This window comes from Sphingomonas sp. IW22, from assembly GCF_041321155.1.
Classification (GTDB): domain Bacteria; phylum Pseudomonadota; class Alphaproteobacteria; order Sphingomonadales; family Sphingomonadaceae; genus Sphingomonas.
In genome coordinates, this window is the sequence record NZ_JBGGWB010000004.1 from 60809 (window position 1) to 78911 (window position 18103).

The 18103-nt window shown below is 64.1% G+C and carries 19 protein-coding genes; 4 read left to right on the plus strand and 15 right to left on the minus strand.

Going from position 1 to position 18103, the window contains the following annotated elements:
• Positions 1-30 precede the first annotated feature (30 nt).
• The gene (locus ACAX61_RS15020) at positions 31-561 is read right to left on the minus strand and encodes a hypothetical protein (protein ID WP_052742499.1); all 531 of its coding nucleotides are present in this window, start codon (positions 559-561) and stop codon (positions 31-33) included.
• Positions 562-665: 104 nt separating this feature from the next.
• On the opposite strand from ACAX61_RS15020, the gene ACAX61_RS15025 reads away from it, so the two are divergent.
• On the plus strand, positions 666-1502 hold the full coding sequence (locus ACAX61_RS15025) for a GIY-YIG nuclease family protein (protein ID WP_046408763.1): 837 nt from the start codon (positions 666-668) through the stop codon (positions 1500-1502).
• A 7-nt stretch (positions 1503-1509) separates the two neighbouring features.
• On the opposite strand, the gene ACAX61_RS15030 is transcribed toward ACAX61_RS15025, so the two are convergent.
• On the minus strand, positions 1510-2067 hold the full coding sequence (locus tag ACAX61_RS15030) for a hypothetical protein (RefSeq protein ID WP_046408764.1): 558 nt from the start codon (positions 2065-2067) through the stop codon (positions 1510-1512).
• A 151-nt stretch (positions 2068-2218) separates the two neighbouring features.
• On the opposite strand from ACAX61_RS15030, the gene ACAX61_RS15035 reads away from it, so the two are divergent.
• Positions 2219-3625, plus strand: a complete 1407-nt coding sequence (locus ACAX61_RS15035) for a hypothetical protein (RefSeq protein WP_205499285.1) — start codon at positions 2219-2221, stop codon at positions 3623-3625.
• Positions 3626-3756: 131 nt separating this feature from the next.
• On the opposite strand, the gene ACAX61_RS15040 is transcribed toward ACAX61_RS15035, so the two are convergent.
• Genes ACAX61_RS15040 through ACAX61_RS15050 form a run of 3 tightly spaced genes read right to left on the minus strand, consistent with a single transcriptional unit; the run spans position 3757 to position 8735 of the window.
• Positions 3757-4044, minus strand: coding sequence for a hypothetical protein (locus ACAX61_RS15040; RefSeq protein ID WP_046408766.1), 288 nt, complete (start codon positions 4042-4044; stop codon positions 3757-3759).
• Positions 4045-4047: 3 nt separating this feature from the next.
• Positions 4048-7311, minus strand: a complete 3264-nt coding sequence (locus ACAX61_RS15045) for an error-prone DNA polymerase (RefSeq protein WP_046408768.1) — start codon at positions 7309-7311, stop codon at positions 4048-4050.
• The gene (locus tag ACAX61_RS15050; protein ID WP_370715660.1) at positions 7308-8735 is read right to left on the minus strand and encodes a Y-family DNA polymerase; all 1428 of its coding nucleotides are present in this window, start codon (positions 8733-8735) and stop codon (positions 7308-7310) included. Before ACAX61_RS15050 ends, ACAX61_RS15045 begins: the two co-directional genes overlap by 4 nt.
• Between ACAX61_RS15050 and ACAX61_RS15055 the strand changes: the two genes are divergently transcribed.
• Positions 8658-8990, plus strand: a complete 333-nt coding sequence (locus tag ACAX61_RS15055; protein ID WP_370715662.1) for a hypothetical protein — start codon at positions 8658-8660, stop codon at positions 8988-8990. The two genes, ACAX61_RS15050 and ACAX61_RS15055, sit on opposite strands and share 78 nt — an antisense overlap.
• 16 nt (positions 8991-9006) lie before the next feature.
• Here ACAX61_RS15055 and ACAX61_RS15060 read toward each other — a convergent pair whose 3' ends face one another.
• The 3 genes from ACAX61_RS15060 to ACAX61_RS15070 form a co-directional block, all read right to left on the minus strand.
• Positions 9007-9765, minus strand: coding sequence for an ImuA family protein (locus ACAX61_RS15060; protein ID WP_370715619.1), 759 nt, complete (start codon positions 9763-9765; stop codon positions 9007-9009).
• Between the two features lie 126 nt (positions 9766-9891).
• Complete coding sequence (locus tag ACAX61_RS15065; RefSeq protein WP_205499273.1) at positions 9892-10353, minus strand: hypothetical protein; 462 nt, start codon at positions 10351-10353, stop codon at positions 9892-9894.
• A 134-nt stretch (positions 10354-10487) separates the two neighbouring features.
• Positions 10488-12122 carry a hypothetical protein gene (locus tag ACAX61_RS15070; RefSeq protein ID WP_082102871.1) on the minus strand — a complete coding sequence of 545 codons (1635 nt, stop codon included), beginning with the start codon at positions 12120-12122 and terminating at the stop codon, positions 10488-10490.
• Positions 12123-12266: 144 nt separating this feature from the next.
• Between ACAX61_RS15070 and ACAX61_RS15075 the strand changes: the two genes are divergently transcribed.
• The gene (locus tag ACAX61_RS15075) at positions 12267-12689 is read left to right on the plus strand and encodes a hypothetical protein (RefSeq protein WP_052742500.1); all 423 of its coding nucleotides are present in this window, start codon (positions 12267-12269) and stop codon (positions 12687-12689) included.
• Between the two features lie 47 nt (positions 12690-12736).
• Here the strand turns inward: ACAX61_RS15075 and ACAX61_RS15080 are convergent, their stop codons facing one another.
• The 7 genes from ACAX61_RS15080 to mobF are packed head-to-tail and all read right to left on the minus strand — an operon-like array spanning position 12737 to position 18100.
• Entirely contained in the window at positions 12737-13195 is a 459-nt protein-coding gene (locus tag ACAX61_RS15080) for a hypothetical protein (RefSeq protein ID WP_126002493.1), read from the minus strand.
• Positions 13189-13368 (minus strand): DUF5818 domain-containing protein, encoded by a 180-nt coding sequence (locus tag ACAX61_RS15085; protein WP_046408773.1) that lies wholly within the window; start codon positions 13366-13368, stop codon positions 13189-13191. The genes ACAX61_RS15080 and ACAX61_RS15085 overlap by 7 nt, the downstream gene beginning before the upstream one ends.
• A 32-nt stretch (positions 13369-13400) precedes the next feature.
• Positions 13401-13904: a hypothetical protein gene (locus ACAX61_RS15090; RefSeq protein WP_046408775.1), complete on the minus strand. Its 504-nt coding sequence runs from the start codon at positions 13902-13904 to the stop codon at positions 13401-13403.
• Positions 13904-14224 carry a hypothetical protein gene (locus ACAX61_RS15095; RefSeq protein WP_126002491.1) on the minus strand — a complete coding sequence of 107 codons (321 nt, stop codon included), beginning with the start codon at positions 14222-14224 and terminating at the stop codon, positions 13904-13906. The genes ACAX61_RS15090 and ACAX61_RS15095 overlap by 1 nt, the downstream gene beginning before the upstream one ends.
• Positions 14217-14750 (minus strand): DUF2726 domain-containing protein, encoded by a 534-nt coding sequence (locus tag ACAX61_RS15100; RefSeq protein WP_046408778.1) that lies wholly within the window; start codon positions 14748-14750, stop codon positions 14217-14219. The genes ACAX61_RS15095 and ACAX61_RS15100 overlap by 8 nt, the downstream gene beginning before the upstream one ends.
• 59 nt (positions 14751-14809) lie before the next feature.
• Entirely contained in the window at positions 14810-15010 is a 201-nt protein-coding gene (locus ACAX61_RS15105) for a hypothetical protein (protein ID WP_046408815.1), read from the minus strand.
• 39 nt (positions 15011-15049) lie between these two features.
• Entirely contained in the window at positions 15050-18100 is a 3051-nt protein-coding gene (mobF, locus tag ACAX61_RS15110; protein WP_046408779.1) for a MobF family relaxase, read from the minus strand.
• Positions 18101-18103 lie beyond the last annotated feature (3 nt).

Below are 18103 nucleotides of genomic sequence, written 5' to 3' on the forward strand. Positions count from 1 at the left end.
CGGTTGGCTCGCACGGGTCGCGCTAGCTTTTTAGGCGGTGCCGGCGGGAGCGAGCGTCTCGGCGCTGATCATCCGGACCGCAAGCTCGCCATGTCCAGCAAGCTGCTCGAGCAGCAAAACGCTGTGAGCCTCGGCGTCGTCTGCGGTGGTGAACATCTCCGTCGTGTAACGCCCACGCGCCATGCTGCAGCCTGGTATATCCTGAACTAGCGAGACGTAGCTGTCCGGCCAGCGACAGACGATGAGCCAGGGCCAGCCGGTGGTGGGTGGCTCATAGCGAGAAATCAGCACATTGTCCGAGACCAGGGCCGATGGACGGTGATCGAAAAAGTCTGGAGCCACGGGCCCCGGACGGGGAAGGTTCAGAAGGCGTTCCGCTTCCGCTTGTTCGTGGCTGGTCTCCAAAATCATCGCGTAATAGCGTCCGAGCCCGAGACCGTCGCCGCGCAGCGGTACGGGCACATCGACCAAGAGAACGCTTGGCGCTGAGATGATCGTCGAGGGATAGAGCATTCGTCGTCGCGCGAGGTCATCGGACAGGCGGTAGGTCGCAAGGCTCATCTTTTTGTCCGTCGGTCGGAGCCGTCGGCATCGGCTCATTGAAGCCGCCACCACCCTGCTCCACAAGCATCCGCAGATTCCGGCAAGAAGCAGACTATGAACATATGGCGCTGACTTTCAACGCGGTCCTCGACGAAGCGGGCATAAGCCCTGATTCCGTTCGTCTCCTGCGGCATCAAACGCATTCTGCGGGCCGGACGCCTTATTCGCTCTGGCGCGACGATCGGGCGGGCTTCCTCGTGTATCAAAGCCTTCAGACGAGCCAGAACCGCGCTCGTCTTTCCGCAAGATATTGGGCGAGCTTCGTCGTGACGCCCGCGGCAGCCACCCTGTTCGTGGGACTTTACGAAATCTCGCTCATCGGGAGTGCGCCCGACGACATTGTCGACCCGCTGCGTCACAAGCTCGCAACCGAAGGCGGCACCCGGCCGCTCGATCTCTATGCGCAAACCTCCGTATTCGCGTTGGAGGACATGAGCGGCCGTTTGACCATCGACTGGGGCGCAGGAACCCGGAGTTGGATCCAGCGTGCCGGTAGCCAGGCGAAGGCTATACTCGAATTGAGCCGCACGTTTCAGGAGGAAGCGTTCCCAGGTTATGTGCGGTTCATCGGCAACCTCTCGTCGCTGGAAGCACTGCCAAAGGGCTGGATCGCCGCGCTTACCGCGGCGCGGGGCGTTTACCTTCTGACCTGCCCGCGCACGCGCGAGCAATATGTTGGTTCGGCCACAGGCGAGAGCGGTTTCTTCGGCCGCTGGCTCACCTACATCCGAGATGGCCATGGCGGCAATCTGGGTCTGAAAAGTCGCGACCCGAGCGACTATCAGGCCAGCATTCTCGAAGTGAGCGGATCAAGCGCCACCGTCGAGGAGATCATCGCTGCAGAGCAGCTTTGGAAAGCGAAGCTACAAAGCCGGGAGCTGGGCCTTAACCGTAATTGAGGGTGTTTCACCGACCGGCGTGAAGTGCCCGACGTGCTTCCTCGGTGATCGTGTAAACCGCTTGCCGCTGGGCGCCCCGATTTTGGTGATCCACCCGGTAGCCCTGATAATGCCGCCTGACGAAGCCGGCGCGAACCAACTCGGAAACGGCGCGGCTGACATTTGTGCGGCCGGACTGACGAACCCGCTTGCGAACCTGAGCGTCGACGATCCTGTTTGCCGCCACCGGATCGACCGGAAGGGCACACTTAGCCTCAAGGTCTTGTCGCACCTTGTCTGCGATCGCGAGACGACGGGGGTCGCGCTGAGCGACGGGAACCAGTGCGTCGCATAGCCAATCCCGGACGGGAATCCGGCGGTCACCCTCGCGGATGTACGGTCCCGCCGATCCCGTCTGAGCACTCGCCTGGGCGATCAAGTTGAGCACCATGAAGCTGTAACGCGGTCGCTCGCATACGATCGTCAGCCGCTCCAGAATGGCCGGTAGGTCAAGCGGGCGCGTAGGCTCTCCGGCTTTCACCGGCCGAGCACAGTCCTCAAGGGAAAAGAGATCGGGCTGAAACATGGAACATTACAAGCACAGAGTGCCGGCAAAGTGAATCCCGCACAGGAGGGCCACAAAGACTTTAACCGCTCGTGGCACTTCACCGAGCGAGGTAAAGTGCCGCGAGCGGTACGGATTTTTGACGGCGGGGCGCGGCTAGAGGGTGATGAGGATGCGGCTCTTAAACAACTTACGCAATTGGATAGCCAACGCGCTACGTGTTGAGGAGCCGGCCGAGACCGCCGCGCTCCAAGAAACCAGCGAGCGTGATCTCCATACACTCGACAGCTGGCGACAGATGTTGTCGGGTCTGCCGCGAACGATCGAGTGCCCGCAAATGACGTTGTTCGGGCGCGACGAGGAAGGCGCGATCTTCAAGGGTTCGGGTCGCATCGAAATCGTCAGCACGACCAAGATGCGGTTCTATATGCATGCGGCGCCTTCGGTAGATTTGCGGCAGGCACTGGAGGTGTTCAACCGGCAGAAGTCGCAGCCGTATGACGCCCGTGACCTCCTCCGCTTGTTTGCGACGGACTATCGCGGGGTCGAATGGGTGGGCGGCTATACCCAGGTGGACTTCTTCGCCGACCACAATAACGGGTGGCCGCTGAGCGGCGAAATCGACGCACTGCACGCGCTGGCTAAAGGCTACTGGGTATCGAAGCGGAGCAATGTCGAGCTGTTGCTCGTGCCGCCAATCGACCTGCCGATGAGCGAGCCGCTGACAACCACGGCATTCATCGGCGAGCGCCGTATCTTGGCGAGCCGCGGGCCGGGCCAACACGTGATTGAGGTCCTCGGGACTAGCATCACCTTTTCGTATGAGCCGTCAGGCCAGGCGTTGTGGATCACTGCCGACGCGGGCGGGGTTCTCTCTCATCCGTTCTTGGAGAATTGGCTGACAGAGCCGCTGCGTATCCTGCTCGGCGTGCCGGTCTATCCGCGCATGGTCGCGCGCAACCTCGGTGACGGCACTGCGCATGTGTGGCTGCGGCCATCGCCGCGCCATCGGGAGCCGTCTGCGATCGGCTTGCTGCAGCCCTTCGCGATCGAACACGGACGGGCGGAAGCCTTTTGGAAGCTCTACGCCGACATTCTTACGTTCATCGTCAAGGTCGGATCTTTCGAAGCGAATCCGCTGACACGTTATTACGATGAGCTCGCCGAAGCCCAGCTCGGTTCGCGCTGGGTGCTCACGCTGACGCTCGCCGGCGCGGCTGAGGCACTGGCGAACGAGTTGATGACCGAGGACGATAGACGGCCAGAATTCTCCGATGAACTTCTTGCGTCAATGAAAAAGCAGATCGAGGCGTGGAAGGACGACCCCGCCTTGCGCGGCCGAATGCTCTCCAACCTTGGGATGGTGAGCAAGCGCAGCGTCGTCGCCTTCATGCGCCAACTCGGCAAGGCGGGCACGCTGGAGGCGGCGCACGTGCAGACTTGGTACGAGATTCGCAACTCGGTGATGCATGGCAATCTCGTCGAGCCATGGTCCAGCGAGGAAGGCGACGCCCGGCTGCACCAGATGCTCGATCTCCTCCACGCTCTAACCCGCGCCCGGATCGCCGCTGGCCGGTGATGCATCCCGTGGCTTATTCTGAGCGCATGCGTGCACCGCATGCGTGGTGGGGAGCGCCCCCCACGTGGTTGGAAAGACTTTTCCGGGAACCGGCAAAGTGTTTCCGGCTGGAACGACTTGGGGCCACTATTTCAGAGCGGTGACACCTCATCGTAGCGTCCCGCTTGGCGCAATTGGCGGACGATTCCATTGAAGGCAGCGGTCACACCCTGCGAGCGACCGATGTCATTGGCCTGGGCTGCCGCGTCCCAGAAATTCTCCAGAGGCCAGCGCTCCGGGCAGTGTTGAAGCAGGCAGCGCAAGGCCAAACGTACCTCGACGACGTCGACGCGAGTGTCGGAGGATCGTGCGGTCGCGGAGCGAAGGATATGGACGGAAAGGGCGATGACGACGCGCTGGTGGCGCGGAAGGGCACTCATAGCTCAGCGGAAATCGTGTGACTTGAACCGCACGACCTCCTTTGGATCCATGCCGTCAGCGTGAGGCGGCCAATAGCAGTTGCGTGGCTCGGGCTTCCAACCCTTGTCTCCGCGGTCGGGGGCGCCGGCATGGCGAGCTCCATCGCCTCGACCGGTCCGGTGCGGGAATGACAGCTCGCCCACTCGGTGAAGCAGATCCCCGTGATCGATGATCCGATCGCAGATGACGTGGATTACCTCGCCTTCTTTCTGGACCCTGCCCTTCATGCCGATCATCGATGCCGACATGACGGTTCGGCGCTGCGCCTCGAACCGGTCCGGCCAGAGTATGCCATTCGCGATGCCTGTCTCATCTTCAATCGTGATGAAGAGGACGCCCTTTGCCGAACCAGGTTTTTGTCGAACAAGGATGATGCCGGCGACCTCGACATGGCGACCGTCTCGGATGCTCGCGAGATCCGCGCAACGGGTCACGCCTCGCCGCGCCAGTTCGTCGCGGACGAATGTGAGAGGATGGGCGCGCAGTGACAATTGGAGCGAGCGGTAATCTTCGATCACCTCGCGACCATCCGTTAGCGGCCGCAGGGTGACGGCCGGCTCGAGGCCCTCGGCGCTCACGGTCTGCGCTTCGCGGTCAGCGGCCGCAAATAGCGGCAAAGGTGCCTCGCCGAGGCCCTTCACCTTCCAGAGCCCTTGGCGACGATCGGCGCCGAACGCGTGGTAGGCGTCGGCGTCTGCCAGCTTCTCGATAGCCGCCCGCTGGACCCGTGATCGGCGCCACACGTCCTCGACAGAATCGAACAGAGCGGTCGAGCGCGCGCCGACTATTGCCGCACCGTCTGCGTTCGAAAGACCGCGGACCTGGCGCAGTCCAAGCCGCACCGCGAGATAGCGGCCGTTCGTGGGCTCCAGCGTACAGTCCCACCGGCTCGCGTTGATGCAGGGCGGACGGACCTCCACACCGTGATCGCGTGCGTCGCGAACGATCTGCGCGGGCGCATAGAAGCCCATCGGCTGGGCGTTCATCAGGCTGGCGCAAAAGACGTCAGGGTGATGATGCTTCATCCAGGCCGAGGCATAGGCGATCTTCGCGAAGGAGGCGGCGTGGCTCTCCGGAAAGCCGTAGGAGCCGAAGCCTTCGAGCTGGCGGAAGGTGCGCTCGGCAAATTCGCGCGGATAATCGCGCGCCACCATCCCCTCGATCAGCTTCTCCGAGAAATGCGAGACCCCGCCGGTAAATTTGAAGGTCGCCATAGCCCGCCGCAAAGCGTCCGCCTCGGCGGCCGTGAAGCCTGCGCCGACGATAGCGACCTTCATCGCCTGTTCCTGAAAGAGCGGAACCCCCAGCGTTTTTTCCAGCACCGCACGCAGCTCGGGCCGGGGATATTCCGGCTTCTCCAAACCCTCGCGCCGCCGAAGGTAGGGATGCACCATGTCCCCCTGAATCGGCCCTGGCCGGACGATCGCGACCTGTATGACGAGATCGTAGAAGCGCTGCGGCTTCATCCGCGGCAGCATTGACATCTGCGCGCGGCTTTCGATCTGAAAGGTCCCAAGCGTATCGGCCTTCTGGATCATAGCGAACACCGCAGGGTCATCATCCTGCAGGTCCGCAAGGCCGATCTGGCAACCTTTCGCTTCCTCGAGAAGGTTGAAGGCGCGGTTCATGCAGCCAAGCATCCCCAAGCCGAGGACGTCGACCTTCATGAATTTCAGGGCGTCGATGTCATCCTTGTCCCATTCAATAATCTGCCGGTCGTCCATCGCGGCCGGTTCGATAGGTACCAGGTCGTCGAGACGGTCATGCGTGAGGACGAAGCCGCCGGGATGCTGGGACATATGGCGCGGCGTACCAATCAGCTTGCGCGCGAGATCGAGCGTCAGGCGCAGCCGGCGATCTCCGAGATCCAAATTGAGTTCTTCGACCTGCTTCTCGCCCACGCCTTCGGCCGACCAACCCCAGACCAAGCCTGCAAGCGAGGCGGTCAGATCTTCGGGCAGGCCCATCGCCTTGCCGACATCGCGCACCGCGCCGCGCGCGCGATAGCGGGTAACGACGGCTGTCAGAGCGGAGCGGTCACGGCCGTAGGTCTCGTAGATCCACTGAATAATTTCTTCACGGCGCTCATGTTCGAAATCGACGTCAATGTCCGGCGGTTCGCGGCGCTCGCCCGATACGAAGCGCTCGAAGAGTAACTCGTGCTTAATCGGGTCGATCGACGTGATGCCCAGCACGAAGCACACGCAGCTGTTCGCCGCAGACCCGCGTCCCTGGCAGAGGATGCCGCGACGTCGCGCTTCACGCACGATCGCATGGACGGTCAGGAAGTAGGGGGCGTAACCTAGTTCACGGATCAGCCGCAGTTCGTGGTCGATCTGGCTGCGGTAAGGTTGCGGCACATCACCATCGAACAGCCGGTCGACCGCATCGTTCGCCATCTGCTCAAGGGCTTCTTGCGCCGTGAGACCCTCGACCACCCGCTCGTGCGGGTATTGATAAGCGAGTTCGTCCAGACTGAAGGTGCAAGCGCGCGCGATGTCGACGCTGGCCTGCAGCGCATCGGGGTAGGCGCGAAAGCGCCGGGCCATTTCGTCGGGTGATTTGAGCGCTCGGTCGGCATTCACCTCCCGCCGGTAGCCGAGCTCGTCGACGGTGCACTTCTCGCGAACCGCAGTCACGACATCCTGCAGGAGGCGAGCCTCAGGCGCGTGATAGAGGACGTCGCCGGTCACGACGGCACGGACGCCGGCACCGCCCGCCTGACGGGCAAGCGCGTCAATCCGCACCGCGTCGTCGGGACGGCGACGCTGAAACAGCGCCATGTAGGCCCTGCGACCATAAATGGCCTTCAGGTCGGCAAGGCTGCTCAGATTTTCTGTGTCAGCCTCGTGCGGCAAGAGGATCGCGATGACGCCCGCTGACCACGGCTGCAGGTCATGCCAATGAAGGAGGCACCCGCCCTTCCCCGCGCGCTTCTTCCCGACGGTCAAAAGCCTGGTGACGCGCGACCACGCTGGTCTATCGGTCGGATACAGGATGAGGCGACGACCGCACGACAAATCGACGCGTGTGCCCGCTATCGATCGCACCCCAGTCGCTTTCTGCGCCTCCCAGGCGCGCACGACGCCTCCGACGGTGCCGATGTCACCTATCCCGAGAGCGGGATAGCCGAGCAGGGCTGCGGCTGAAAATAGCTCTTCCGGGCTCGATGCGCCGCGCAGCAAGGAAAAGTGCGTCAGCACCTGAAGCTCGACATAGGCGCTCATGCGAAGACGCCGTGGATCCACCAGCTAAGGTCGCCAGTGTTGTCGTCCATCCCATCGCCGCGCCGGAACAGCCAGTACCGGCCGCCATCTTCGTCCTCGACCCGATAATAGTCCCTGACGGCCCAGACCTCTGCATCGCGCCGCCACCATTCGCCATGGACGCGTTCGGGTCCGTCGCCGGCGACGACGCGGTGAGCTGTGCCGCGCCATTCGAAGCGGCGGGGCGGCTGATCGGGAAGGAGTGCTACGACGCCCCATAGCGGCTCTGGTCGAGCGAACAGTCGAACCGGACGCTGCCATTTGGGCCAGTCGCCTGGAATATGGACAGGGTTCGTGCGTGCTACCGCGCGTTCCGGAACATGGCTTTCAACGGGAGCGATCCGAAAAACCGAGCCACTGCCGATACGGCCAGCGACCACATCCACCAAGCGAGCTGGGTCGCGGACGAGCGTGTCTCCTGCGAGCACCGCCCCTAGATCAATCGCGTCGAGAGGCTCCGTGTGGGGCGCTGCCAGCCAAAACCGCTCGACACCCAGGCCTGGGTCGATGCGCTCGATGCGCAGCTTCAGCAGTCGCAGAAGATGCGGCACCTCGCGTGTCGGCCGCGACGTGCCGATGCCCACGATCTGTTCGCTGCCATCAACCCGCAGGCCGGCAAGGCGGAGCGAGCGGACGCCAAGCCCCCGCCCCTGCAGCAGTTCGGCGAGATCATGCAGGAGATCGCCCATGACCTGCTCGATCGCGTCGGCGGTGCCGATCGGCTCCAGAAGGCGGCGCTCCACCACGGGGATGGATGGATCGTCGCGCGAAGTGATCGGCTCCGCGGTCGAGCCAAGCGCCTGATCGAGCCGGGTGATGGCCGGCAAGCCTAGTCGCCGCGCTAGGGGACCGCGCGCCACCGGCAGGAGATCAGCTACTCTCTCGAAGCCGAAGCGCCGCGCTGCGCTGAGCGCCGTTGGGTCGAGCCTGAGTGCTGCGATCGGCAGCGAGGAGAGCGCGACCGTGGTGGCACCCGGCGTCACGCAGGCGAGATCGTCGGCGCCAAACCGGGCGATTGCGTGAGCCGCACCGGGGGTATCGGCGACGGCCACGCGAGCGGTAAATCCCGCCCGTCGGCAAAAGACGAGCAGTCTCTGGCAGAACTGGTACTCGCCGCCATGGAGGTGCTCGCACCCGGTGAGGTCGATCCACAGGCCATCGGGGGGCGACACCGCTGCGATCGGCGACCATCGCCTAACTGCGAAAAGCGCCAGCCGATCGAGCAGCGCCGCGTCGGCCTCCGGCTCGGCGGGACGAAGGTCCAGGTCCGACACAAGCGCACGCGCGTGCGTGGCAGCCATGCCGACATGGATTCCGAGCGCTTGCGCGCCAGCGCACGCCGCGACGATCTCTTCTCTTCGCCCAACCTTCCCGAAGAGAGCCAGCGGGGTAGCGACCGCCTCCGCGACAGGTGCGGTCTGTTGCGGTTTCGCCGCTGGCGGCGCTTTGAATGGATGCTGGGCGGCCTCCGATCGACGGCCCAGCTCGCGGGCAGGCGGCTGCGCATGCCGTGGCAAGGTCGCGATCTGTGCCTCAACATCCGCGCGCGTGAGCATTCCGCTGCGGGCCCACCGGGCGCCCGGCCGCCATCCGCCCCCGCGCGGGACCGAGCAAGCGCCGGGATCGTCGTCGACGGGTAGCTGGAGGCTCGGCCGTTTAGGCGGCCGCGTGGCGGACCGTTCCTGCCGTCTCAGCCGTTCGATGGCCAAGTGCGGCAGGAACGCGGAGACGACCCGTCTCATCGCTGCCCTCCACGATCAGGGAAAAAGCCTCGCCACCTCGTTGGCGCACGAGTTCGACCGTCCAGCGTGGCCGTCCTACACCGGCGACGCCGAGCCTCTCCGAAGGGGCGCTCGCGATCCGCCAGCGAGTCCAGGCAGCCGATGGCTCGCCAAACGGATCGTGATCACGGCGCCGCCGCCGTCGCAGGAGCAGGACCGGGAGGTCGGCATCAGCTGCAGCAAGCTGAAGGCGGCGGGAGGCGACCATCGAGACCTTCTCAGCCTCGGCAACGATGGCAGCAGGCGTACCGTCTCGGATCGCATCTTCGACCACCGCGAGCAACTCAGCATCATCGCGCGGCTGGGCGTGAATGACGGCAGCTGAGGACAACCCCGCCTGAGACAACGCCGGGGCGTACAGATCGCTGCGACAGCTTGCCCAAAGGACCGGTCCTGCGCTGATTGCAGCTTCCCGAGCGGCTATACCGCACAAAAACAGGGTCACCGCCGCATCGTCAACGAGCGAGCATGAATGCGCGGTCGCCTCATGGAGCGCTCCCGCTCTCAAGCCCCCGCTGGCAAGCCGCTGGTCAAACTCGGGCACCCCGAAGGGCATCGTCCGGTACTCGGCGATGGGTGTCGCGATGGAGCGAAGCTGGGCTATGTTCGCAAGGCGGGAATCGACGGCAGGCATAAAAACAAAGACTCGGAGCGTTCCCCTTATGTTCTGCCATCCTTGTCTTTGGGTCAACAGTTCGATCGTGTCGAGCTCCCGTCCGAGGACGACCTTTTCAGACCGCGCATCGGCTCGGCGGCAGCCCTAGTCCGTCCACTCGAAACAGCGACCACGCTCGATGAACATCCGCAGGATACGACCGGATCGCCGCACCAAGTCACGATCGCGACCGTGCTGGGGCGATTTCGCACCGTGAAACAGGTTGCAGCGAACGCAATATATGGTCCGTAAGAGCTGCGGCCAGGTTGGAACATCTCCGTCTGTCCAGCCCACTGGTTGCATCCGGACGCCCACGCGTCGACGGCGGTCGAAAAGCTCGTCGCGGTCCTGCGCCCAGAAGGCATCACGACCGAGCTTCTGCCGCACGTCCCGGACGTTGAGCACCGGCCATAATTGCGAGAAGGCCATCACGCGTCGTTGAAAATCGTCATCCTGCATCAGCTCTTCATAGGCATCGGTAGCCCGCCGGTTTTCGGCAATCGCGGTGATCATGGCCGCGTCATGGTCCGCGCCGGTCACCGATTCCATCCAGCCGTTGAAGCCCATCCAAAGGCTCATAAATGACATGAAGGCTGAGCGTTGCCGGTCAGCGTTATCGATCAGCTCGTGTGCAAGATCGGCCGTTTCCGGGTCGAGCGATCGAAAATTGCTGAAGTGACCATCGTCGATATGCTTCCCGATTAGGCGATCGCCGCCGATATCTGGCGAAGCGTAGCCACGAAGGTATCCAGCAGCTGACGGCCTTGCATCGCTGCTGGCGCGGTATCATCGACCCCTGCCCGCTCCTTGCCGCTGGCGATGTTGCTCGAACCAAGATGTGCGTCGGCGAGCCGAAGATCGTAGATCCCGAAGAGCGGCGCCATCATCGTGCTCGCGTCGTTCCCAGGGATTAGACTGCCGAGGAGTTTCTCCAGCGCCTTATTCGAACCCGGCTTCCGACCATCCTTGGGTTTGGGCAGGTTGAGAGGCGCAAGGACGGCATCGACGTCGACCCGCTCCATGAAAAGGCGAGTGACCTCCTTGGCTAGCTCCAGCAAACCGTCTGCTTCAGCCGCCTGGAAGCGGTGCGCGCGGCGCAACAGCCGAGGCACGGCCTGGTCGTCGCGGAGGAGCGGGACGCCATATTTGCCGCTGAAAGCCGCGTCGATCTCCGCAAGCGCCGCGGCCAGCTGCGATTCTGGTGCGATCGTACTGGCCGGTGTCACATCCATCTGAGCGGCGAACAACTCCTCTGCCACGCCGCCGTCGGGCGTTACGTTATGAGCGCTCCACAGCCGCTGCTCCCAAGGATCGAGTGCTCCGATGTCTTTTGCGAAGACCGTGATCAGGCCGAGCCGGTTGACCCCGAAGTGGACACCGGTGCTGGCGCCCAGGCCTCCGGTTTCCGCGCTGTACCAATGCAGGCTCGCGCCGCGATGGCGCATCAAGGTGGAGACGACGGTGGGATCGAAATATAACCATGTCGACACCCCAGCCAGACCATCGCCCGACCTGCGGGTGCCGTCACTCTCCAGTATGAAGCTCGTGGTATGGGGATCCTTGTCGCCCCGGATGCGTGTACTCAGCCCGCTTGGCTGGACCCATTCCGTTCGCCACATGGCGCCCATCGTGCGGTACTGATCACTGGGGGTCGGCCAGCGCCCCGGTCCGGTTCGACCCTCCCGCTCGTCCCTGCCCCTGACTTCGGCGAAAGCGTCGCCTGGCCAGCTGTAGACAGGCTTGTCGATGGTGGTGGCGGTCCGCTGGTGATAGCTCGAACAATACAGGGCCATGCCGCGGGCGCTGAGGTAGTCACCAAGGAACTCCGGCCTAATCTCAAGCAGGATCGGGCGGTCCTCAGCATCTCGTTTCAATCGCGCGACCTCGGCCCAGCCCTCCTCCGGTCGAAACCAGCAATCACCTTCACGTAGAAGGCGGAGGGCCACGACCAGGTCGGGATGCAGGTGCCAGATGTGAAGGTGTTCGTCCTCGAGATACTGGTCGATCACGAGATTGGAACCGATCGGCTGAGTGGACCTGCCATAGAACAGGTCGGAAGCGCGATAGCCCCACGGTTCCATGCCGCCCCGGTGTGCGCCGACCCCCAAGTCGCTCCAGACGACCTTGTCGCCCTCTGATCGATGGGTGTCGAAGATCGCGGCAGTGGCGATGCCCGTATATTCCCGCAGCTCGACGATACCGGCCTCAGGTGGGTCGATCACGACATCGGCATCGTGGCGGAGCGGTATCCATGGCCGCCCTTGCAGCGGCAGCACATCACGCAACTCAAAATATCTCTGTACGATCGGCATAGGCACCCCCGGGTAGCGGAGCATGACTACCCCTGATTGCAGAGACCTTGAATCAGCTTTTTGCGATATTCTACCGTGCAGCAGGCGCCGTCGCAGAAGTCGCCGGTATCGGCTTGGTTATAGCTGCCACAAAGCACGGGACCATGTGGGCGAACGGTATCAGGAGGGATGATGAAGCTAACCAGCGATGCTGTCGAAGTGGTGAACCGCAATGCGCTCGTCACCGTCGCACTCAATCAAGGCTACAACGCCTATCTGCCGGTCTATGACAATGGCATCGACCTGATCCTGTTGAACGAGGCGACTGGCGATACCAAGCTGGTGCAGCTCAAAGGCCGGTGGACCATCGATAAGAAATATATCGGCCGAGACATCTGGATCGCGTTCCCCGACCGCGGTGTCTGGTACGTCGCACCGCACGACGAGATGCTGCGGTTAGGGGAAAGGCACACCACAACAAGCAGCTGGGCTCGAGGCACCTACAGCAAGAGTCCTCTCAGCAGGAGCGATTGCGAAGAATTGGCGTCCTATCGCTTCGGCGATCCGGACACGGTCATGGATGATGCCGCCGCTTTGAGCGCGGGCGGATAACATCCACTTTGGTGCAAAGCGCCGCAAGCTCTCGTGCACCACCTTACTCAGAGGGTGAGACCGATGCACAAAAGCAGGATCGCCGCCGCGCCCGCAGCGAGCTTCCCGCCGGCAACGACGCGTGCCGATCGCCCCACGCGAAGCCGCTTGCCCGTCCTGTCCATTCCGGAGCGGAGCCCGAGCACGCCGTCGGTCGCCAATACGGTGCCGATGATGAAGAGCAGAACCGAGATTGCCTTGGCAAAGCCGTGAGGTGACAGCCCGGTGACGATGAAGACCGCAACGAGCCCGATCGTGAGCAGGCCGTACAGTGCAAATCCGATGTCGAGCAGCCCGCGCAGCCGCTTCGGCCCGTTCCAGTCCGTAGGCCGTCGAAGGAGGATCATCGGGCGCAGGCAGAGCTGGCAGCTCTCGAGATTGCTGTCGCGCGGCCAGTGATTGATCAGATGGCCGCAATGCGGGCACCCCGGTCGACGGTATGGGAATGCGGTCGCCCGGATCAGCATGGCGAAGTCTCCGGCGCCGGTGCCAGATAATAGGCCGTGATGGCCGCCCCGATGATCATTCCCTCGACGGTGACCGACTTACCGATCAGGTGTCCGGCGATCACGTCCCCAACGAGCCGCCAGCGCATCCCGTCTCCCTCGATCAGCATCAGCCCACGTGGCGTCATGTCCACCACGCCGGTTAACCGGACAGGGCTGCTCGCCGTCATTCTGCTGCCTCGGCATAGACCCGGGTTTCCTCGGCCGAGGCGCCATTGAAGCATACCAAGGGACAGTGGAGGAGAAGCCGGCCGTGATAGTGCAGCGTGCGCCCGTCCAGCCTGATCGGATCGCGAGCGAGGCGTTGGCAGGATTTGTTCGATCGGTTCCTGAAAGCGCAGGGCGCGGCGAGCGGGGAGAGGGGCACCTTGGTCACTTCTTCCGCTTGGGATTGAGGCGGCGGTTCGCCGAAGAGGTCGCACTGTTCCATTACGGGTTCCGTTCTCCCCCCGAGTGGTGGCCGCGGTTGCCAGCGCTGGACCATGGCGGCGTGAAGTCGTCGCGAGATTTTCCGTCGATTCAACGAAGCGCTGCCAAGCGGCGTTGACTTCGTCTTCGGCGCGTTTGCGTCCCTCGCTGCCTTGCCGAAGCCCCAGCGGAGCTTGCCGGGATCAACCTTCTGCCGCTGGCGATACCGCTCGCGCGTATAGTCGCGGTCGTCGATCGCCACTACGCAGCCCCTTCGACGCTGGATTGATAGTAGACGCCTTGGTCGCGGTGCATCGCGATCTTCAGAAAGGCGGGGCACTCGACAAGCACCGCCAACCACGCCGCGCACTCGGCCCTTCCGAGCGCCGACGAGTGACTGGCCAGTTCCACCCAGACGAGGAGGGCGAGGCCGGCGATAGTCCCGATGCGGACGTCCCGCCGAAGGCCGGCAGGAAGCTTTAGAATGCTCGGTAGGCGCACCCATGCCGGGCTGGCGAGATCACCCCTGAGGTACAGCGGCGATGCGGCGTAGATCGCCAGTATGATCTGGGTCTCAAGCATGGTTCGCCCCCCGATCCGCGATCGCGCCCGCAGATCGATCCGAATGAAGCAACGGTGCGAGCGCCTCACGGACATTCGCCAGCGTCGGCTTGGTCTTTGCCGCGATGCGGATCGTCGTGTAGCCAGCGCGCGATGTCATCGCATCACGCTTTGCGTCGGTCGCGGCGTTATGGGTATAGTCGTCGACCTCGATCAAGGCGACGATCGTTCCAGTCTCCCGGTCCTGCACTACGAAGTCGATGATCTTCTGCGAGAAGCTGTTTCGATCAGCGGGGGACACCTTGCGCCCGAGCCGACGTGGAACCTGCAGGAGAGCCCCCATTGCCACCTGCGCGTGGATGCGGTGTGCGGGCAGGGCGCGCTCGATCGCCGCGAGCATGGCCAGCTCGCGGTCGGTAAGAAAGCGCTTGGCCACCGGCGCGGGCGGTCCACTCGGTGCCGCCGCGCTTTTCACCAGCGCAAGTATAATGACCGCGCAGACGATAAGAAATACGGTCGCGATTGGCGATCCGAACAGTTGTGTCATTGCGTCACCCCTCGGAATGGAAGGCGCGGCCAACAACCGGGGCCGCGCCGGTCTGCCGGTTACCAGCCGTCGCGGCGCCCCTCGCCGCTGTCCTTGAGCCCACGCCGGTCCAGACTGGAGCGCCGGATCTCCAGTTCAACGCCATCGCCCTTGTCGCGGGTTCGGATGTCGCGGGGATCCACATTGTTGCGCTTGGCGAAGTCCTCGGCTGCCTTGTCGCTGCCGAACTTGCCGACGTCGTCGAAATCCCATCCACTCATCGTCGTCTCCTTCAATCCGGCGGTCCGGCCGGTCGGTCGTCACAGATCGAGCCCCAGGCTGCGTTCCGGCAGCGGCGGCAGCACGTCGCTGCGGTCGGGCTTGAGCTCGGGCGGTGATTTGAGGGGATCGCCCGGTGCAGACGCAGCCTGGCCCTTCCCGGCAGTCGGAAGCGGCGGGTCGCCTGGCAAAGGCGGCAAGTCCGACAGATCGACAGGGCCGGGATCGAATTTTTCGCGCGGGCTGGTGCCCGTGCCGCGTTCCCGGTCGACGTCGAGCCGACCCACCGTTTCGAGCGCCGAGGTCTTGTTTCCGGGGTTGTTGTCGAGCTGGCGCTCGAGCTTCGCTTTATCGTCCACCACCATCGTCATTTCGTCGCGAACGCGGGTGACGCCGACGTTGAACAGGCGCTGGTTGGACAGGTTGCGCTCCTGGCTCGACATGACGGTGATCGCCTTGTCGGTGGTGATGCCCTGCGCCATGTGCATGTTCAGCGAGTAAGCGAGGTCGAGCCGCGACAGCATCGGATCGCCCAGGTCGAGCGTCAGCCGCTCCTTGCTCGCGGTTTCGACGGTGACGCCGCTCGCATCGATGGTGAGGACGCGTGCGAGGGCGGCGTTGTGGAGCCCCCTCCCCTTGTCGTTGGCGGTCCAGCGAATGCGATCGCCTTCGCGCAGATGAAGATCTTTCTTCTCGCTGAGCTGAAGGCGGTCGCGCTTCTCGGTTGGCGAGAGTTTCTGTGGGTCGAACCGGATGCGCCGGCGACCGTCGAGAAGATCGACCTTGCCGTTGGGGTGGACCTTGTCGACGTCGTAGCGGCCGGCGGCGAGGCCGACGTCCTGACCGCCTCCCCTGCCTACCTCGAGGGTTTGTCCGGGCCGGTAGGTGGATGCGTACCGCAACTCCTCGCGCGTGGTATTCACCCGCTCGTAGACGGTGAGGTGAATCCCCTCGCCGCGCACGGTCTTCTCGGCCGCAAGCCCGTCCTGAATGCGTTGATTGATGATCGCGCGCGAGGCGCGGCCCGACGCGAACACCGCCGTCGACTCCCGATCGGCGCTCGAGAGTCCGAGCCACATTTCGGCTGCGTGCAAGGCCGGGCTATTGTGCTCGATGACGCTGTCGCCAAGCACCTTCATGGCCTTGCCCGCTTCGCCGACATTGGCCAGGGCCGCGACGGTGCGCAGCTGATCGGTGCGCTGGCGGATGTTCTCGTCCATGCGCGCCATGGTTCCCCCGCCGGCCTGGATGAGCGCGAACGACTTTCCGGCATCGATCGAGGAGAGCTGCTGCCGGTCGCCAACGAGAACGAGTTTGTCGACGCCCAGCGCGGCCGAGATTTGATGGAGCTTCAGCATGTCGTCGCTCGACACCATCGAGGTCTCGTCGACGACGAGCATCTGGCCGCCGAACACGGCCCGCGCCTGCTCATAGGCGTCGCCCTGCCGGTTCGTGACGTGCCGCTCGTTGGCAAGAATGAAGGAGGCGATGGTCTGGGACTTGATTCCGGCGCCCTCTGCGAGGTCCGCCACCATCTTGTTCTGGAAGGCGAGGCCCGTGACGGCCCGCCCCTCCGCCTCGGCGACCCGCGCGACGGACTGCAGCATGGTCGACTTGCCGGCGCCGGCTATGCCCTGCACCACCACCGTCCGGTCCTCCGAAGAGACAATCAGTGTGGCGGCGGCGAGCTGCCCGGCGTTGAGCTCGCGATCCGCATGTGCCTGCAAGCGCTCGGGAGCCTCGCTGGCCGCAATCATCGGAGTGGAAGCGCCCTTCCCCTGCTCCACCGCCTTGAGAATGCGCTCCTCGGTCCTGAGGGCCTCCTGCGTGGTCACCATGCGGGGCCGGGTGTCGCCCACGCGCGCCTCGCCCGCGATCAGCTGGCCGCGTTCCACAAGCTGAGCGATCCGCCGCTCGACATGGTCGACCGTGACGCCCTTCAGACCGAGATCCAGAGCGGTCTTGCCGAGCTGGTTGACGTTGAAGGCGGCTTCACGCTCGGAAAGCATGCGCACGGCGGACGCAACAGCCAGCTGCGCACGAGCTTCTGCCGGCGAGTGGGTCACCCGAGCCAGGCCCCGATCGACGAGAGGATCGTGCGGCTTGAGGATGTCGCCAAGCTTTTCCCAGGCGTTCGTAAGCGCCTCGGAGACGGCGCGATAGCCGCGCTCGAGAGCGCTTCCCGGCTCGCGCTGTTCGGATCTTGCAAGCGCCGCCTCGAGCAGGGCCTTGCCATCGAAGCCGAGGGCCGCCGCCTTCTCGATCCACTCGCGTCGGAGGCCGTCGCGGTCCTCAACATTCAGCTTGGGATCGCGCGTATTGGTGGTGACGCTGTCGCGCCCTTTGGGAGAGGTAATGCCGAGCTCGGCCGCCTTCTCGAGAATGGCTTCGCGGCGCTGGCTGAACGCCTCCAGCACCGCCTTGGGGACACCGGCTACCTCGAACGTCCCGTGCTTGCCCTTGAGCTCTAGCCTGTAGCCCAGCTTCTCCATCTCCTCGCGCAGGAAGGCGTGGTAGATCGAGCCGATCACCGTGTTGTTGCTCCAGATCTTGTCGGCATGGAGCGCCTGCCATTTGCCGTCGGGCATCTTGGTCAGGTTGGCGATTACTGCGTGGACGTGCGCCTGAGGATCGAGGGCGCGGCTCGTGTCATGCTGGAACAAGGCGAAGACGAGGTTGCCGGTCTGCACCGGAACCTTGCGCCCTTCCACGTCCTTGCGCCCTTCGGCGAGGTTCTTCTCGACCCAGGCCATCGCCCGCGCGACCGCCTTCATGTTGGCGCCGTTCTCGCCGAGGATCCGCTTGTCGCCGGTGACATAGGCGAGCAGCGACACCGACTTCGGAGCCGAGAAGGTGAGGTCGACGCCCGATCGCCGGTTCTCGACCTGTGCCACGCCCTCCCCGCTCGGCAGAATACCGTTCAGGATGCCTTCGAAGGCATCCTTCGCCACCTCGCCGGACAAGCCCAGGTCGGAGGCGCCCTCGCCGCCCCAGGCACTGACCTCCGAGCTGTCGTCGACGGTGTAATAGTCGTCCTTGGCGAAGTAGCCGGCGGCGCCGGAGGCGGAACGGACGGAGGCGACCGAGAGCACTGG

Coding starts and splice junctions, on each gene's coding strand:
- ACAX61_RS15040 (WP_046408766.1), bottom strand. CDS start 4,044: ATGAGTGCCCTTCCGCGCCACCAGCGCGTCGTCATCGCCCTTTCCGTC.
- ACAX61_RS15055 (WP_370715662.1), top strand. CDS start 8,658: ATGGATTCCGAGCGCTTGCGCGCCAGCGCACGCCGCGACGATCTCTTC.
- ACAX61_RS15020 (WP_052742499.1), bottom strand. CDS start 561: ATGAGCCTTGCGACCTACCGCCTGTCCGATGACCTCGCGCGACGACGA.
- ACAX61_RS15080 (WP_126002493.1), bottom strand. CDS start 13,195: ATGCTGATCCGGGCGACCGCATTCCCATACCGTCGACCGGGGTGCCCG.
- ACAX61_RS15035 (WP_205499285.1), top strand. CDS start 2,219: ATGCGGCTCTTAAACAACTTACGCAATTGGATAGCCAACGCGCTACGT.
- ACAX61_RS15045 (WP_046408768.1), bottom strand. CDS start 7,311: ATGAGCGCCTATGTCGAGCTTCAGGTGCTGACGCACTTTTCCTTGCTG.
- ACAX61_RS15095 (WP_126002491.1), bottom strand. CDS start 14,224: ATGCTTGAGACCCAGATCATACTGGCGATCTACGCCGCATCGCCGCTG.
- ACAX61_RS15060 (WP_370715619.1), bottom strand. CDS start 9,765: ATGCCTGCCGTCGATTCCCGCCTTGCGAACATAGCCCAGCTTCGCTCC.
- ACAX61_RS15070 (WP_082102871.1), bottom strand. CDS start 12,122: ATGCTCCGCTACCCGGGGGTGCCTATGCCGATCGTACAGAGATATTTT.
- ACAX61_RS15025 (WP_046408763.1), top strand. CDS start 666: ATGGCGCTGACTTTCAACGCGGTCCTCGACGAAGCGGGCATAAGCCCT.
- ACAX61_RS15065 (WP_205499273.1), bottom strand. CDS start 10,353: ATGGGCTTCAACGGCTGGATGGAATCGGTGACCGGCGCGGACCATGAC.
- ACAX61_RS15030 (WP_046408764.1), bottom strand. CDS start 2,067: ATGTTTCAGCCCGATCTCTTTTCCCTTGAGGACTGTGCTCGGCCGGTG.
- ACAX61_RS15100 (WP_046408778.1), bottom strand. CDS start 14,750: ATGACACAACTGTTCGGATCGCCAATCGCGACCGTATTTCTTATCGTC.
- ACAX61_RS15075 (WP_052742500.1), top strand. CDS start 12,267: ATGATGAAGCTAACCAGCGATGCTGTCGAAGTGGTGAACCGCAATGCG.
- ACAX61_RS15105 (WP_046408815.1), bottom strand. CDS start 15,010: ATGAGTGGATGGGATTTCGACGACGTCGGCAAGTTCGGCAGCGACAAG.